The organism is Methylobacterium sp. E-045 (assembly GCF_022829685.1).
In the GTDB taxonomy this organism is placed as follows: Bacteria; Pseudomonadota; Alphaproteobacteria; order Rhizobiales; family Beijerinckiaceae; genus Methylobacterium.
The window spans coordinates 216685-233787 of the sequence record NZ_JAKSYE010000075.1 but is presented as its reverse complement, the minus strand read 5'-3'; the positions used below and the strand labels follow the sequence as shown (position 1 = coordinate 233787).

The 17103-nt window shown below is 68.5% G+C and carries 12 protein-coding genes; 5 read left to right on the top strand and 7 right to left on the bottom strand.

From position 1 onward, the window contains the following. Positions 1-66: 66 nt before the first annotated feature. The 3 genes from MKK51_RS11950 to ileS form a co-directional block, all read right to left on the bottom strand. Positions 67-696 carry a hypothetical protein gene (locus MKK51_RS11950; protein ID WP_243977295.1) on the bottom strand — a complete coding sequence of 210 codons (630 nt, stop codon included), beginning with the start codon at positions 694-696 and terminating at the stop codon, positions 67-69. Between the two features lie 211 nt (positions 697-907). Further along, positions 908-1408 carry a signal peptidase II gene (gene lspA, locus MKK51_RS11945; RefSeq protein ID WP_243977338.1) on the bottom strand — a complete coding sequence of 167 codons (501 nt, stop codon included), beginning with the start codon at positions 1406-1408 and terminating at the stop codon, positions 908-910. A 61-nt stretch (positions 1409-1469) separates the two neighbouring features. Next, entirely contained in the window at positions 1470-4457 is a 2988-nt protein-coding gene (gene ileS / locus MKK51_RS11940) for an isoleucine--tRNA ligase (protein WP_243977293.1), read from the bottom strand. A gap of 435 nt (positions 4458-4892) precedes the next feature. On the opposite strand from ileS, the gene MKK51_RS11935 reads away from it, so the two are divergent. Beyond that, positions 4893-5159 (top strand): hypothetical protein, encoded by a 267-nt coding sequence (locus tag MKK51_RS11935; protein ID WP_018045876.1) that lies wholly within the window; start codon positions 4893-4895, stop codon positions 5157-5159. Between the two features lie 202 nt (positions 5160-5361). Continuing rightward, positions 5362-5541 (top strand): hypothetical protein, encoded by a 180-nt coding sequence (locus MKK51_RS11930; RefSeq protein ID WP_243977290.1) that lies wholly within the window; start codon positions 5362-5364, stop codon positions 5539-5541. 167 nt (positions 5542-5708) lie between these two features. Here the strand turns inward: MKK51_RS11930 and MKK51_RS11925 are convergent, their stop codons facing one another. The 3 genes from MKK51_RS11925 to MKK51_RS11915 form a co-directional block, all read right to left on the bottom strand. Next, on the bottom strand, positions 5709-6371 hold the full coding sequence (locus MKK51_RS11925) for a MarR family winged helix-turn-helix transcriptional regulator (protein ID WP_243977288.1): 663 nt from the start codon (positions 6369-6371) through the stop codon (positions 5709-5711). Positions 6372-6605: 234 nt separating this feature from the next. Next, positions 6606-7004: a response regulator gene (locus MKK51_RS11920; protein ID WP_409565669.1), complete on the bottom strand. Its 399-nt coding sequence runs from the start codon at positions 7002-7004 to the stop codon at positions 6606-6608. Positions 7005-7078: 74 nt separating this feature from the next. After that, entirely contained in the window at positions 7079-8347 is a 1269-nt protein-coding gene (locus tag MKK51_RS11915) for an adenosylmethionine--8-amino-7-oxononanoate transaminase (protein ID WP_243977287.1), read from the bottom strand. Between the two features lie 146 nt (positions 8348-8493). On the opposite strand from MKK51_RS11915, the gene MKK51_RS11910 reads away from it, so the two are divergent. From MKK51_RS11910 to MKK51_RS11900, 3 genes are all read left to right on the top strand, one after another. After that, positions 8494-10059: a hypothetical protein gene (locus tag MKK51_RS11910; protein WP_243977285.1), complete on the top strand. Its 1566-nt coding sequence runs from the start codon at positions 8494-8496 to the stop codon at positions 10057-10059. A gap of 50 nt (positions 10060-10109) precedes the next feature. Then, on the top strand, positions 10110-11258 hold the full coding sequence (locus tag MKK51_RS11905; RefSeq protein ID WP_243977283.1) for an aminotransferase class I/II-fold pyridoxal phosphate-dependent enzyme: 1149 nt from the start codon (positions 10110-10112) through the stop codon (positions 11256-11258). A gap of 412 nt (positions 11259-11670) precedes the next feature. Beyond that, positions 11671-13350: a methyl-accepting chemotaxis protein gene (locus tag MKK51_RS11900; protein WP_243977282.1), complete on the top strand. Its 1680-nt coding sequence runs from the start codon at positions 11671-11673 to the stop codon at positions 13348-13350. Positions 13351-13527: 177 nt separating this feature from the next. Here MKK51_RS11900 and MKK51_RS11895 read toward each other — a convergent pair whose 3' ends face one another. After that, on the bottom strand, positions 13528-16953 hold the full coding sequence (locus tag MKK51_RS11895; protein ID WP_243977280.1) for an acyl-[ACP]--phospholipid O-acyltransferase: 3426 nt from the start codon (positions 16951-16953) through the stop codon (positions 13528-13530). Positions 16954-17103: the final 150 nt, after the last annotated feature.

The window sequence follows — 17103 nt, the reverse complement described above, 5'->3', positions numbered from 1 at the left end:
GCGGGGTCGTCCCGGTTCGGCGATCGGACCGGAACGCCGCGTCGCCGGGCTTCTTACAAAACCTGGCTAGCGACCCCGGATATAGGTACCCGGATCGGCTTCCTCACGCTCCCGCGAGGGATTGTTGACGGGGTCGCTGTTGTTCCGGGCGACCGCCTTCGGGGCCTTGCGGTATCCGTTCGGCGGGTCGGTGAGCGTATCGCGATCGGGCTCGGCGAGGATGGGCTCGGCCTTGTCCGCGCGCTTGCCGAAGATGTCGAAGGGGTTCCAGATCGACGAGGAGGCGCCGTCGCTCTCGGGACGGCCCGGCTCGGTGCGCACGCTGGCATCGGCGCGGCGCCCGCCACGCATCTCGTCGAGGGAGAGCGTCATGTTGTTGTCGTTCATCCGACCCTGCGCTCCGCGGGAGATCGGCTTCTTCGCGTCGGCGAGTTCGCGATCGCGCTGGACGATCTCGGGATCCTTGGGCCATTGCGGCGTGGCGGTGGCGGCGCGCGGCGGCGGCAGCGCCTTGCCGTCGAGCTTGGGCGGCATCACCAGGGGAGCCCGCTCGCGATAGGTGATGGCCGGCTTCTCGGGCTCGATCAGGCCGATGCTGCTCAGGGTGTCGCGCATGAACACGCCCTGCTGCGCCTGCGCGCCGCTCGCGACGAGGAGTCCGGTAAGGCCGAGGATGAACCCACGATGCCCGATCATGCTGCCCCCAAATTGCGCCGGCCCGCAGAGTGCGCCAGCTCGATTGCCCGCCCGGAACGTGCTGGCGCGTGTTGGTGTCGGTCGATGCCGGTCTTGCCCTCGTGGCCTGACGGCGGTTTCAGGCGAACGTATGGCGCCTTGACCGCAGCGCACCAGCCTCCCGGACACAACGATCCGAAGTGTGGTTTACGGATCACAGCCGAGCGAATCTTCAGGGGCCGCCCGACGACGCCCCGTCGCGAGGGCGCCGGACCGGGATCAGGCTGTCGATGAGGAGGCCGACGACGCCGGCGACGATGGCCGCATCGGCGATGTTGAACACGTACCAGGACCAGGCACCCGCATGGAGGTGCACGAAGTCGAACACCGCGCCGTAGGCCGCGCGGTCGATGGCGTTGCCGATCGCCCCGCCCGCGATGAGCCCGAGGGCGGCGGCCAGGAGCATCGACGAGGCGCGGCGCATCCAGACGATCATCCCGATGGAGGCCGCCACCGACACCGCCACCAGGATCCAGCGGCCGAGGCCGCCGTCCTGCTGGAACAGACCGTAGGAGATGCCGCGATTCCAGACGACGACGACATCCGTGAAGGCGGTCAGGCGCCAGGGCTGCGTCAGCACCAGATCGGTGCCGAAATAGAGCCAGAGCTTGGAGGCCTGATCGAGGACGAGGGTGGCGAGGAGGATGAGGAGGCCGAGGCGGAAGGGCGGCATGGTCACGCTCTTCCCTCTCCCCTCCCCCGCGGAGGGGGGAGGGCCGCCGTGCACGTTCGGATCACGCTGCCTCCGCCCCGCCGTGACGCGCATCCCATTCCCGCAGAGCCTGAGCGTCGCGGGGCGTCACGTCGGGGTAATCGGGGTCGGAGCCGACCGTCTCGGAGACGCGCCAAGACCGGGCACATTTACGGCCCTTGGCCGATCCGGAGACCACCGCCACGCCCCGCACGTCATCGATGCGGAAGGCCTCGTCCGGCCCCTCCCCCTCCAAGATCGTGATGCCGGAGGTGATGCAGACTTCCGAGAAATCGATCCCATCGAGGACGGAGAGCAGATCGGGATCGGCGACGAACACGGTGGGTGCCGCCTCGAGGCTGGCGCCGATGCGCTTGGCCGCGCGCTCGATCTCCAGGGCACCGGTGACCACGCGGCGCACCCGGCGGATCTTCTGCCAGCGCTCCGCGAGGGCGGCGTTCCGCCAGGAGGCGGGGGTCTCGGGCAGCGTCTCGAGATGGACCGAGCCGAGATCGGACGGATAGCGGTCGAGCCAGGCCTCCTCCGCCGTGAAGGCGAGGACGGGGGCGAGCCAGATCGTGACCCGGCGGAAGGTCTCGTCGATCACCTGCAGCGCGGCGCGACGGACCTTCGACGAGATCGGATCGCAGTAGAGCGCGTCCTTACGGACATCGAAGTAGAACGCCGAGAGGTCGCCGGTCATGAAGCCGTTGAGCAGGGCCACGACGCGCTTGAGGTCGAAGTTCGCGTAGGCCTCGCGGATCTCGCCGTCGAGTTCGGACAGGCGGTGCCGGATCAGGCGTTCCAGCTCCGGCAGCTCGGCGTGCGGGATCTCCGGTCCGGGCTCGAAATGCGCCAGCGAGCCGAGCATCCAACGGAGCGAGTTGCGCAGCTTGCGGTAGGTCTCGCCGAAGGTCTTCATGATCTCCGGACCGATGCGGACGTCGTCCGAATAGTCCGAGGCCGAGACCCAGAGGCGCAGGATGTCGGCGCCCGACGCCTTGATGACGTCCTGCGGCGCCAGCGTGTTGCCCTTGGACTTCGACATCTTCTCCTTGCCGCGCTCGTCGAGGACGAAGCCGTGGGTGAGGACGATGTCGTAGGGCGCGCGGCCGCGGGTGCCGGCGGATTCCAGCAGCGAGGACTGGAACCAGCCGCGATGCTGGTCCGAGCCCTCGAGATACATGACCGTGTCGGTGCCGCCGTCGCGCTTGCGCTTGACCCCGGCCAGCCCCGGGAACTGCTCGGGATCGTCGAGCACGAAGGCGTGGGTCGAGCCGGAATCGAACCACACGTCGAGGACGTCGGTGACCTTCTCGTAGGCCGCCGGATCGTGCTCGGGGGCGAGGAAGCGGGCACCGTCGGCATCGTCGAACCAGGCATCCGCCCCCTCGGCCGCGAAGGCGGCCTCGATGCGGGCATTGACCGCCGGATCGCGCAGGATCGCGCCGGTCTCGCGATGTACGAAGACGGTGATCGGCACGCCCCAGGCGCGCTGACGCGAGACCACCCAGTCGGGGCGGTTGGCGACCATTCCGTTGATGCGGTTCTTGCCCTGGGGCGGCACCCATTGGGTCTCTTCAATCGCCTTGAGGGCGACGTCGCGCAGGCTGCGGCCGTCCAGGGATTCCACCGGCCTGTCGAGGGCGATGAACCATTGCGGGGTGTTGCGGAAGATCACCGGCTTCTTCGAGCGCCAGGAATGCGGGTAGCTGTGCTTGAGGGTCCCGCGCGCCACGAGGGTGCCGGCCTCGGTGAGGGCGGCGATGAGCGCCTTGTTGGCGTCGCCCTTCTCGCCCTTGGGGGTGAGGACGAGTTTTCCCGTGAAACCGGGGGCCTCCTTGGTGAGCGCTCCGTCGGCATCGACGGTGTAGGGGATGCGGGTCTCGATTCCGCGCGCCTGCAGGGCCCGGCCATTGGCCGTCCAGACCTCGAAATCCTCTCGGCCATGGCCCGGCGCGGTATGGACGAAGCCGGTGCCGGCCTCCTCGGTGACGTGCTCGCCCTCCAGCAGGGGAACCTTGAAATCGTAGCCGCCCACATGGCCGGCGAGCGGATGGGCCAGGGTGAGGCCCGCGATCTCGGCCGCCGTCACGTCGCGGACGCGCTCGAACGCGTCCACGCGGGCCGAGGCGAACACCCCGGCGGCGAGGGTGTCGGCGAGGAGGTAGGTGTCGCCGGTCTTGGCCCAGTTCTCCTCCGCCGCCTCGGTGACGCGGTAGAGCCCGTAGGCGACTTTCTTCGAGTAGGCCACCGCGCGATTGCCCGGCATCGTCCACGGCGTGGTCGTCCAGATCACCACCCGGGCGGCGGCGAGATCCTCGGGGGCACCGGCGGTGATGGGGAACGCCGCGAAGATCGTGTCGCTGACATGGTCCTCGTACTCGACCTCGGCCTCGGCCAAAGCGGTCTTCTCCACCACCGACCACATCACCGGCTTCGAGCCGCGATAGAGCTGGCCGGTCATCGAGAAGCGCATCAGCTCGCGGGCGATCGCCGCCTCGGCCGGGAACGCCATGGTGACGTAGGGGTGGTCCCAATCGCCGGTAACACCGAGGCGCTTGAACTCCTCGCGCTGCACGTCGAGCCAGTGGCCGGCGAAGGTCCGGCATTCCTGGCGGAACTCCACCACCGGCACGTCGTCCTTGTTGCGGCCCTTGGCGCGATACTGCTCCTCGATCTTCCACTCGATGGGCAGGCCGTGGCAGTCCCAGCCCGGCACGTAATTGGCGTCGTAGCCGAGCGTGCCCTGGGAGCGGACGATCACGTCCTTGAGGATCTTGTTGAGCGCCGTGCCGGTATGGATGTGGCCGTTGGCGTAGGGCGGCCCATCATGGAGCACGAATTTCGGCCGGCCGGCGGCCTGGGTTCGGATCCGGCCGTAGAGGCCGGTGGCGGCCCAGCGCTCCAGGAGGAGGGGCTCACGCACCGGCAGGCCGGCCCGCATGGGGAACTCGGTCTTGGGCAGGAACAGGGTCTGCGAATAGTCGCGGGTGGGCAGGCCGGCGTCGGGGGCTGTCGAATCGGTCATGGGGTCTTCTGCGAAACGGTGCGCTGATCTTCAGGACGGTCGGCGTCTGGCCGATGTCGGCGAACGGAGGCGGTGCGACCGCCCTCCCGGCTTCCGCTCGGGCCGCCGCAGCGGCCTTCAGGCGGAGGCCGGGCTCGTAATTCGAAGGCGGCTCAGGCCGCGCGGGACATCGAGAACGCGCATTCCCGGCTTCTAGCAGCGCCGGACGGCAGAAACCAGCAGCCGCGAGGCTATCATCCTCCCGCATCGTCCGGCCGGTCACGTGTTAGCGAGTGCCGATCCGGATCGATGCCACTTTTTCGAAGCTCGGCCGTTATCAACCCAGGCGTGACGGCGTGCCATCCCCCTCGGGACCGGTGCAGATCCGGACGCTGAAGGTCGATCCGCCCGCAAGACCGCGGCCGGCATTCGAAAAGAAGAAGAGGAAATCCCGTCATGAAGAAGGCATTGCTTGCTGCCACCCTCGTCCTGTCCGCCTTCGCCCTGTCGGGCGCGGCCGAGGCCCAGGGCCTTCCCGGCGGCGTCCGCCGCGGCGCGGCCGAGGGCGATCGGGTCGGCGGACCGATCGGCGGGATCGTGGGCGGAGCGGTCGGCGGAGCGGTCGGAACCGTCAACGGCGCCCTCGGGATCGATCCGGGCCGCAGGGCCTACCGGACGCGCATGAACTCGCGTCGCCATTACCGGCACCGCCACCACCGCTGAGGCGAAGCCGCACCGGCCTTCCCGGCACAGGGAGGGCCGGTGATCTCGCTGACAAGGCAAGCCCTTGGTTTAAGATTGTGTTTATGCGCGTATGGCAGCGTCGGTAGGGCAATACCGATGGACCGTCCGCATGATGGCAAAATGGGTTCCCCTGACTGCGCTCTTCGGGCTCGTCTGTCTGATGATGATCCCGACACCGGGCGTGACCGGTATCCTGATCGGGAGCGTTTGCGCGTTCGCCATCATCGTCAGCGCCGTCGTCATGATGATCGACCGGCTTGCCGGACGTTTCGCTCTGTGGCTGCAGCGTCGGAAGCTGCGGCGCACTTCCAAGCGGAAGCGGGGCGTCCACGCGCATTCGGGCATCGCCCGGAAGATCTGAGAACAATCCTCACGTCGGGACGCAGAGGGTTACACGCCCGCAACGCGCTGCCGATTGGTCGGCCGAGGGGGGCTCCGCTTGCGGTTCAGAGTGCCTCACACAACTCCCGGACACGGGCGGTTCTCGCTCTGAGCAAGACAGTGCGGCGGGAGTTCTGTGAGAGACACCTAGTCGAGGCGGTCGCCCTGGATCGGCACGACCAACGCATCGGGCTCGTCCTCGTCGAGTTCGATATCCGCGTCCCCGTCGACCTCATGGCCGGTGACGCCGGAGACGTCGGCGAGGTTGCGGGCGGCCTTGCGCAGGAGCTTGCGCAGGCGGCGGCGCTCCTTGCCGTCGAAACCGTCGAGCATCTCCCCTTCGACGTCGTCCCAGATGCGCTCGATGGCCTCCGCCTTGGCGAGCCCCGCATCGGTGAGGCGCACACGGACGATGCGACCGTCCCCGGCCTCGGCGCGGCGCTCGACGAAGCCGAGGGCCGCGAGGCGCGAGATCGTCTTGGAGGCCGTGGGCGGCCGGACCCGCAGGGTGGCGGCGAGATCGCCCATGGTCATCGTGCCGGCAACCGCCAGAGCCTGAACCACCTGCTCCTGCCCGGCGAACAGATCGAGGGCGGCGAGACGATCCCCCACCCGGGAACGGTGCAGCCGCGCCGCCTGGACCAGGGCCCAGCCGACGCTCTTCGAGCCGGGAGGGCGAATACGCTTGTCGGACTTGCCCATCGTCTGTTCGGTGTCCCTGCCGGCCTTGTCGGTCTTGCCTGATTCGGACTTACCCGACGATGGGGCCTTGCCGGACGATACCGCCCCTCGCTCTTCAGCCGAAACCATCGCCGCCCGACTCCACGCTCGCAGGAGGCCGCGTTCCCGAGCCGCCGATCGAGACGCCGGCGAAGGAGGCGGTCCATGTGCGTGTAAATGGCGTCCAGCTCGTGAAGCTGAGATGACAGTCGGCTCAGATTCACGCTGAAACCAACGCCCGGCGAAGAGATCGTCCGTCAGATGGAGAGATGTCCGCCGGCCTGAAACCAGGGCGGCACCGGTTCCGGACTGTCGCCCGGCGTCTCAGCAGGGCATCAGGCTCTGGATCTGCTGGAGGATATCTTCCCCGGTGCAGGGACGGGAAATGAAGCGAGCGCCCGCCGGAATTCGATCGGGATCGGGAGCGGCACGGCCCGACACGATGACGATCGGCAGGGTCGGACGAGCTTCCGATACCGCGTTGGCAAGATCGAAGCCGTTGACCTTGCCCGACAATTCCACATCCGTAATCAACCCGCAGATATCGGTGCGGGCCTGGAGAATGCCCAGCGCCCGTTCCGCAGAGGCACATTGCACCGTCTCGTAGCCGCCATCTTCAAGGACATCCCCGAGGTCCATGATCGTCAGGGCCTCATCCTCGACGAGGAGGATTACAGGCCTGTCGTCGTCCGAGCGCGTCGTCTCATTCACCACGATGCCCACCCTTCAACCGTTTGACCCAACTTGATCCAACGATAAACATCCGTTCAGGTTGCAGGGCACGGGCGGACAGATTTTCACCCCCGCGCGCCGGCGCCCGACGTCGCGCGAACGGCGTGGTCCACGGCTTCGCACAAACGGTCGAGATCGTCCGGCGCGATGGTCAGGGCCGGCGTCAGGTAGACGATGTCGCCGAAGGGGCGGACCCAGACACCCTGCTCCACTAGGCGCGCCTTGAGCGCCGCGAGATCGGGCGCGCGTTCGAACTGCACGACCCCGATGGCGCCGAGGACGCGGATGTCGGCGATTCCGGCAAGGCCCCGCAGACCGGAGAGTCCCTCCCGCAGGCGGATCTCGATCGCCCGTGCCTGATCCAGACGCGGCTCGGTCTCGAACAGGTCGAGGCTGGCATTTGCGGCGGCACAGGCGAGAGGATTGGCCATGAAGGTCGGACCGTGCATCAGCGCCGCCGCGGGGTCGTCGGACAGGAAGGCCTCGAAGACCGGGCGCCGCGCGATCGTCGCGGCCAGCGCCATGGTGCCACCGGTCAGCGCCTTCGACAGACAGAGGATGTCGGGCACGATCCCGGCCTGCTCGCAGGCGAACAGGGTGCCGGTGCGGCCGAAACCGGTGAAGATCTCGTCGACGATGAGCGGCAGACCGTGCCGCTCCGCGGCCTGCGCCACCCGTGCCAGGGTCTCGGGGGCGTGCATCACCATGCCGCCCGCGCCCTGGACCAGCGGTTCGACGATGATCGCCGCGAGGCTGTCGCCATGAGCGGCCAGGGCATGGTCGAGGGATTCGGCGGTCGCGTCGTCGTGCGGAAGATCGCAAAAGAGCTGAGCCGGCAGATAGGCGCCGAAGCGGCGGTGCATGCCCTCCTCCGGGTCGCAGACCGACATCGCCCCCATCGTGTCGCCATGGTAGCCGCCCCGGAAGGCGAGGAACCGGCTGCGACCGGCGACGCCCCGGTTGAGCCACATCTGCGCGGCCATCTTGAGGGCCACCTCCACCGCCACCGATCCCGAATCGGTGAAGAACACGTGGTCGAGGTCGCCCGGCGCCAGGGCGGCGAGGCGCGAGGCCAGGCGCTCGGCCGGCGCATGGGTGAGCCCCCCGAACATCACATGGGGCATGGCATCGAGCTGGGCCGCCACCGCCGCGCGGATATGCGGATGGTTGTAGCCATGAACCGCCGTCCACCACGAGGCGATGCCGTCGATGAGCTCGCGCCCGTCGGCGAGCACGATCCGCGAGCCCGAGGTGCGCACGGCTTCGAGGGGCGGCGCGGCATTCCGCATCTGCGTATAGGGCCGCCAGAGAGAGGTTTTCGCATCCGCAGGCATCGGTGGGGGATGGGCGTACGCAGCGGAACGGTCAAGGGACCGATCCCCTAACCCGATCTTAAAGCGGCCGGAGGCATGGTCCGCGGCCTCGCCCTCCAGGCCGTCGACCGGCCTTGCGGAGGGATGCCGTTGTCCGGGACCGTCCTGTGCCTGCCGAGAGATCCGAACTCGTCCCCGGCCGGTCATGGGGTGCCTCTCCCCTGACCGTCGCGGTGTTTGCCTTCCTGTTCCTCATCGCCTTGCTCCCGGTGCTGGCGATGCCGATCCCGGCGATGGTGGACTATCCCAACCACCTCGCCCGCATGCACATCCTCGTGCGTGACGGAACCCCGGAGGCGCATCCCTTCTACCGGGTGACCTGGGCGCTCTATCCGAACCTTGCCATGGACCTCGTCGTGCCGCTCATCGCGTGGGTCACGAGCGTCGAACTCGCGACCCGTCTGTTCCTGCTGGCGAGCCAGATCCTCACGATCACCGGGGCCATCGCCATCGAACTCGCCGTGAAGCGCCGCTTTCAGGTGAGCGGCTTCCTCGCGTTGCTGGTGCTCTACAGCGTTCCCTTTGCTTGGGGTTTCGTGAACTTCCAGTTCGCCCTCGGCATCGCGCTGTGGGGTATCGCCTGCTGGATCGTCCTGCAGGACCGGCCTTGGCCACTCCGGCTCGCAATGCATAGCCTTTTCGTGGCCCTGCTGTTCGGCGCCCACCTGTTCGCGCTCGGCCTCTACGGCTTCACCCTCGGCATCCATGAGCTCTGGCGCACCCGGAACCGGCATCCCTCCCTGCCGGCGACGATGGCGCGCTTCCTCACCCTTGCCCTGCCGGCGCTCGTCGCTTTCGGGATCATGCGTATGTCCGGCGGCTCCGTCGGCCAGGACGGGACCGCCTGGAACGGCCCTTTGAAGCTCGTGATGTTCTTCACGACCTTGAACGGCTACAGCTTGTGGCTCTCGGCCGCTGGGACCGTCTTTCTCGTCGGACTCACCCTCATGCTCGCATTGCGCGGTGCGTTCCGCGCCGTCCAATCCGGCTTCTGGCTGGCCGGCGGTCTCGCGGTTCTCTTCGTCGCCCTGCCCACACGGCTGTTCGACACCGCTTTCGTCGACCTCCGGGTGACGGTGGCCGCCCTGCTGATCGTACCGGGCTTCATCGTGGTGTCGCCGCCGAGCCGAGCCTGGGAGCGCATCACGGCTGCGGTCGTCCTGGGCGTGACCCTGATGAACCTGGCCTGCGCCCTCACCGTCGCGGCGATCTACCGGAGCGAATATGCGGCGCTCCTCACCTCCTTCGGGCAGCTGACGCCGAATTCCCGCGTCCTCGTCGGCCATAGCGGCAGCGGCGAGGACCCACCGCTCAAGGACCTCTCCGATTATCCGATCTACAATGCGGTGACGCTGGCCGTCGCCTATGCGGATGCGTTCGTGCCGACGCTGTTCACCTCCATCGGCAAGCAGCCGGTGACGGTGATCGATGGCTACCGCCACCTGGCCGTCCCCTATGGCGGCCCGACGGCGATGGGGATCCTGCGCGACATCGCCGAGGGCCGTCCCAACGAGGACGCGCCCGACTATACCCGCGCCTGGACCGAGGATTTCGACTACCTCTACGTCGTCGGCCCCTCGGCTCCGAATCCGATGCCCGGCCTCCTCGTGCCTCTGGCCGCATCCGCGCGCTTCGCGCTCTACCGCATCGAAAGGCGCCGGCCGCGCGAGTGACCCCGGCGCGTGCTTGACATCGCAGAGGCACGGGCCTTCTTCCCGCTCCCATGTCCGACCTCGACCGCACCGCCAGCCTCGAAGCGTTCGCCCGCGACCATCTCGCCCGCCTCGACGAGACCTCCCTGCGCCGTCATCTCCATCCAACCACGCGCGGCCCGCAGGCGGCGGCGACGCGACACGGGCGCAGCCTCGTCTCGTTCTCCTGCAACGATTATCTCGGCCTGTCGCAGGATCCGCGGGTCATCGCGGCGGCCCAGGCCGCGACCGCGCGCTACGGCACCGGCGCCGGCGCCTCCCGGCTGGTCACCGGCAGCCACCCGCCCCTGGCGGCCCTGGAAGAGCGCCTCGCCGCCCACAAGGGGACGGAGGCGGCCCTGGTCTTCGGCAGCGGCTATCTCGCCAATCTCGGCATCGTCTCCGGGCTCGCCGGACCGCGCGACCTGATCCTCGTGGACGCGCTCGGCCATTCCTGCCTCTGGGCCGGCGCACGGCTCTCCGGCGCGAAGGTACTGCGGTTCGCCCATAACAACCTCGGCGATCTCGAAGCGCTGCTGGCCAAGCACCGCTCCCGCCACCAGCACGCGCTGATCCTCACCGAGCGCGTCTACAGCATGGACGGCGACCGGGGCCCGATCGCCGACATCCTGCATCTGGCCGACGCGCACGATGCCTGGGCCCTCGTGGACGACGCCCACGGCCTCGGCGTCGTCGCGGCGGATGCCCGTGCGCCCCTCGAAATGGGCACCCTGTCGAAGACCCTCGGCTCCTATGGCGGCTATCTCTGCGCCTCCCGCGCCGTAGTCGACCTGATGACGAGCCGCGCCCGCAGCTTCGTCTACACCACCGGCCTGCCCCCGGCCTCGGCCGCGGCCGCCCTGGCCGCCCTCGACATCGTCGAGGCCGAGCCGGATTTCGCCGCACGGCCCCTGGCCCTCGCCCGCCGCTTCACCATGCGGCTCGGCCTCCCCGAGGCACAGAGCCCCATCGTTCCGATCCTCGTCGGCGAGGCGGAAACCGCCCTCGGCCTTTCGTCGGCCCTTGAGGAGAAGGGCTATCTCGTCGTCGCCATCCGCCCGCCCACGGTGCCGGCCGGGACGGCGCGGCTGAGGGTGGCGTTCTCCGCCGCACATACGGAGGCGCAGGTGGATGGGTTGGCGGAAGCGCTGATGGGGCCGTTGCAGGAGCGTATCGGCTGAGCGGCGCCCCGGCAGGGCGGTGAGCCGAGCCGGAAGAGCACCGGACCGCAGGGACTCGGTTGCACGAGCGCACCGTCCGAACGTCGAGGAAGCGCGTGCGGACGCGGGCGGTTCCCCATCACGTCGAGGCGTCCTGGTCACAAGCCCTGCCACGTCACGGACCACGGAGCGTGAGCTGACATTGCACCCGCCACGGTGCGTCGTGCTGCGCCCGGTCTCCGGCGAGGAGCTTCCGACATCGGCGGTCGCGGGCACGACGTGGCCCTGCACATTCTTCGGGAGGCGGCGACCGCGCGGTTCATTCACGAATGAGCCGACACACCCGTGCCATCTCCCGATGCTCGATCAGTCTACTTTAACGATTTATATTTATCGATTGGGCAACTCGCGGTTCTATCCTTGTAGGCACAAGATGAAGAAGCTTCGCATCGGCGCAAAGATCCAAGCGATCACCGTCGTCAGCATTCTTGGCTTGATGGGTCTCATAGCCTTGGCCATCAACGGACTCCGCAACGAGGTCACGGATAGCCGAGCCCTCAAGACACAGCAGCTCGTGGAAGTAGCGTCTGGGGTCGTCAAACATTTCGAAGCGGAAGCGCGAACCGGCCACCTGACCGACGCGGCGGCGCGCCAGGCGGCGCTCGATGTCCTGCGGACCCTGCGATACGGCGAGGGGGAGTATTTCTACGTCATCGACGAACAGGGCCGGATGGTGATGTATCCGATCAAGCGGGAACTCGATGGCAAGGACATGTCCGGCCATAAGGACCCGACGGGCAAAGCCCTCTTCGTCGAGATGGTCGAGACGGCCAGGGCCAAGGGCAGCGGCTTCGTCTCGTACTACTGGCCCAAGCCGGGCGCCGAGCAGCCGGTGGAAAAGATCTCCTTCGTCGCGGGCTTCAAGCCCTGGGGCTGGATCATCGGCACGGGCGTCTATGCCGACGACACGTTCGCGCATCTGAAGGCTGTCGTGATCGGCTTGGCGATGGGTCTGGCCTGCATCGCGCTCGTGGTCGCGGCCGCCGCCCTCGCCATCGGGCGGCAAGTCACGCGCCCCGTCCGCGATCTCACGAACGCGATGAGCATCCTTGCCCGCGGGGATCTCGCAACGGACATTCCCGGCCTCACGCGTCACGACGAAATGGGCGAGATGGCGCGGGCGGTCGACGTCTTCCGCCAGAACTCCCTCGCCCGCGTCGAGCTGGAGGCACGTCAGGCGTCCGAGCAATCCGCCCGCCAGCAACGGGCCGATCGGGTCGATCGGCTGGTGCGCGGGTTCGAGGAGAGGATCGGCGGCGCCATCGGCATCGTCACCTCCGCCGCCACGGAGCTCGATGCGACCGCGCGCTCGATGACGAGCGTGGCCGATGCCACCAGTCGGCAGGCCACCGCGTCGAGCGCGGCGGCCGAGCAGACGTCGGCCAACGTGCAGACGGTGGCCGCGGCGGCCGAGGAGATGGTGGCCTCGCTCCAGGAGATCGAGCGGCAGGTGCAGCAGTCGAACTCGGTCGCGAACGCCGCGGCCCGCGAGTCGCAAGCGACGGAGGCGGCGATGACCAGCCTGTCCGAAGCCGCAGAGCGCATCGGCGAAGCCGTCCACATGATCTCCAGCATCGCCAGTCAGACCAACCTGCTGGCCCTCAACGCCACCATCGAGGCGGCCCGGGCCGGCGAGGCCGGGCGCGGCTTTGCGGTCGTGGCCAGCGAGGTGAAGGAACTCGCCGGCCAGACCGCAAGGGCGACGGGCGAGATCGGCGGCCACATCTCGGCCATCCAGCGGGCGACCGCTGAGGCCGCCGGGGTGATCCGGCAGATCGGGCAGACCATCGGTTCGGTCAACGCGATCACGGAGTCGATCGCCGCCACCGTGGTGGAGCAGACGGTCGCCACGGGCGAGATCTCGCGCAATGCGGTGGAGGCGGCGCGGGGCACCCAGGACGTGTCGGCCAACGCCGCGCGCGTTCTGGCCTCGGCGGGCGAGACCGACAGCGCGGCGCGGAAGGTGATGATGGCGGCCGGCGAACTGTCCGCTCAATCGGTCAACGTCAAACGCGAGGTCGACGAATTCCTCTCGGCGATCCGCGTGGCGTAACCGAGACGCCGATGGGCTCAACGGATCGTCGTCGAAGCCCCTTAGCCAGCCGCCTCCTGCTGACGCTGCGGGGCAACTGGGGAAAAGCTGACGCCTCGCAGCGTCAGCGGTCGATCCGAAGACCCTTGTCACGGGATGCCCGAAGGGCGGCCCGGAACCGTGCGAGGCGAGCGCCCCTCACGCAGCAGCGGTCGACTCGCCGCCGGCCCGGTCGCGCGCCAGCTTGACCACGCCCACCTGATCCACCTTGCCGGTCCCCAGCATCGGCAGCTTGTCCAGCACCACCACTTCGGCCGGGATGGCGATCTCGGTGGCGCCCTTGCCCTTGGCGAAGGTCTGGTAGGCGGAGCGGGTGGCGTCCTTGCGCTCCGTGAACAGGATCAGCCGCTCGCCCTTTCGTGCGTCCGGCACCGCCGCCACCGCGCTCGGCGTATCCGGCCAGAGTTCGGCGGCGATGGCCTCGATGCCGGCCAGCGACACCATCTCCCCGGCGATCTTGGCGAAGCGCTTGGCGCGGCCCTTGATCGTGACGAAGCCCTCCGGGTCGATGGCGACGATGTCGCCGGTATCGTGCCAGCCCTCCGGCGGCGGCTCCAGCACGCCGGGCTTCTCCGCCCGGAGGTAGCCGAGCATCACGTTCGGTCCCTTCACCGAGAGGCGGCCGCCCTCCTCGATACCGGGCACCGGTTCGAGCCGGGACTCGATCCCCGGCAGGAGCCGGCCGACCGTGCCGAAGCGGTTGAACATCGGCGTGTTGAGGGCGACCACCGGCCCGCATTCGGTGACGCCGTAGCCTTCGAGGATGCGCAGGCCGAACTTTTCGCTCCAGGTCTTGCGGGTCGCCTGCTTCACGGCTTCGGCACCGGCCACCACGTAGCGGAGCGAGCGCAGGTCGTAGGAATGGGCCGTCTTGGCGTAGCCGGCGAGGAAGGTGTCGGTGCCGAACAGGACGGTGGCGTTCGACCCGTAGATCAGTTCCGGCACGATCCGGTAATGCAGCGGCGAGGGGTAGAGGTAGACCGGGACGCCGGAGACCAGGGGCAGGATCAGGCCCGCCGTCAGGCCGAAGGCGTGGAAGACCGGCAGGACGTTGAACACCTTGTCGGTCGGCCCGAAATCGATGCGGGCCGCGACCTGGGCGGTGTTGGCGAGCATGCAGCGATGGGCGAGGACCACGCCCTTGGGCGTGCCTTCGGAGCCCGAGGTGAACAGGATCGCCGCCGGATCGTCGCCGCGCCGCGCCACGAGGGGCTTGCGGGGGCTGAGGAAGCCCCGGATCTTGTCCCCGGTCGTGACGCCGGCGCGTATGTCCTCCAGGTAGACGAGCTTCACCTTGCCCTGGATCGCCTCGATCAATGGGCCGAGGCGGCCCTTCTCGATGAAGGCGCGGGAGGTGAGGATGGTATCGACCTCCGCCGCCGTGCAGGCCGAGAGGACGTTGGCGGGGCCGGCCGAAAAATTGATCATCGCCGGCACGCGCCCGGCGCTGGCCAGGGCGAAGAAGGTCACGGCCGCGCCGTTGGCGTTGGGCAGCATCAGCCCGATGGCTTTGCCCTCTGCGGCGAGCGGCATCAGCTTGCGGCCGAGGATGTTGGCGCCCATGACGAGGCGGGAATAGCTGAGCCTGCCCGTGACGGGATCCTCCAGCGCCGTGCGGCGCCAGCCGTGGTCGGTCCCGGCCTGGATCAGGGCGCTCATCACGCTGCGGTCGACGAAGGCGGTGTCGAAGACGAGATCGGACATGATGTCGTAGAGCGCCGCCCCCGCCGCGCGCCGCCGGTTCTTGCCCTTGAGCGCGGGATCGACGGTAAGCGCCACCGGCGACATCACCGTGACGATGACCTTCGGCCACCAGCGGCGGCGGACCTGATTGCGGGAGAGGCGCGAGAAGGCGGTCTTCTCCAGCCCCTCGATCTTCACCGGAACCACCATGGCGCCGGACTTGTCGGCGATGAGGCCGGCGCCGTCATAGACCTTCATCAGGCTGCCCGTGACGGTGAGACGCCCCTCGGGGAAGATGATCAGGGTCTCGCCGTCCTTCACCGCGTTGATGAGCGTGCGCGTCGCCAGCGGCCGGGTCGGGTCCAGCGGCATCGCCTTGGTGACGCGCAGGAACGGCTTCACCCACCAGCGCTGCGCGATGCCGTGGTCGACGGCGAAGACCGGCTCCTTGTCGAGGAGCGAGAGGGCCAGCGGCGCATCGAGGAAGGAGACGTGGTTGAGGGCGATGATCGCGTTGGGGCCGGCCTTCTCCACGTTCTCCAGGCCGCGCACTTCGAGCCGGTAGAAGGCGCGGAACAGGATCGAGAGGAAATCGCGGAAGGCGCTCGTTGGCATCACCTTCAGCACGATGACGCCGGCGGCGAGGTTGGCGACGCCGATCAGGGTGAGGAGGGAGGCCATGGACCAGCCCGCCCCCTGCAGGACGGCGAGGCCCAGCGCCCCGGTGACCATGAAGGCGGCGGTGAGCACGTTGACGGCGCCGATGACGCGGGCGCGCTTGTCCTTGTCGGTCCAGGCCTGCACGGCGGCGAAGGAGGGCACGATGTAGAGGCCGCCGGCGATGGCGAGGCCGGCGAAGGCCGCCGCCACGCGCAGGCCCGTTCCGGTGGAAAGGAAGGCGCCGGCCCCCATCACCTCGCCGGACACCGGCGGCAGGTGCGCGATGGTCCAGGCGAGGTCGAGGGCGAACAGGCCCATGAACAGCGCGCCGATCGGCGTCGGCAGCAGGACGATGCGGCCGCTGGCGAGCCAGGAGGCCAGGGCCGAGCCGACGGCGATGCCCACCGAGAAGATCGCGAGAAGCAGGGTGACCACCGTCTCCGAGCCGTTCAGGCTCTCACGCACCAGCACCGGCAGCAGGGCGAGCACCACGGCGCCCACCAGCCAGAACCAGCTGACGATGAGCGAGCCGCGCCACAGCCGGGTATCGGCGTAGAGATCGCGCAGCAGCGCCACGGTGGAGCGCGCGACGTTGGGATCGATCCTCAGCGTCGGCGCCGCTTCGCCGGTGGAGGGGATCTGCCGGGCCGAGAGCCAGCACAGGATGGCGAACACCATGATCAGGGCGCTGAAGGCCAATGCGTCGCCGCCGAGCGCACTGGCGAAACCCGCCACGATGGTGCCGAGCAGGATGGCGAGGAAGGTCGCCGCCTCGACCAGCGCGTTGCCGGCGGTGAGTTCGTTGCGCTTCAGGTGGTCGGGCAGGATGCCGTACTTGATCGGGCCGAACAGGGCCGCCACCGTACCGAACAGGCCGAGCGCCAGGAACAGGATCGGCACGGAGTGGAGGAAGAAGCCGATCGCCGCGGCGGCGGCGGCGAAGATCTCCGCGAATTTCAGGCGCTTGGCGATGAGGGCCTTGTCGTAGCGGTCGGCGAGTTCGCCCCCGAGACCCGACAGGATGAAGAACGGGCCGATGAAGACGGCACCGGCCAGGGTCACCAGGATGCCCGGATGGGTGGCCTCTCCCCCGGCGCCCGCGACCTTGAACAGGATCAGGAAGACCAGGGCGTTCTTCAGGAAATTGTCGTTGAATGCCGAGAAGAACTGGCACCAGAACAGGGGCGCGAACCGGCGCGTCGTCATCAAGCTACGGAACATCAGGGTCTCCTCGGGGCGGACCATGACTGCCCACCCTGTAACGAACCGTCAAATCCGGCACGGCCAGGATTTTTGAACGTCGTGCAAATTAACGCCTGGCCGAGAGGCCGGCAACCTTGCTTTTGCACGTCGTGCAATCTATGCGGCGGT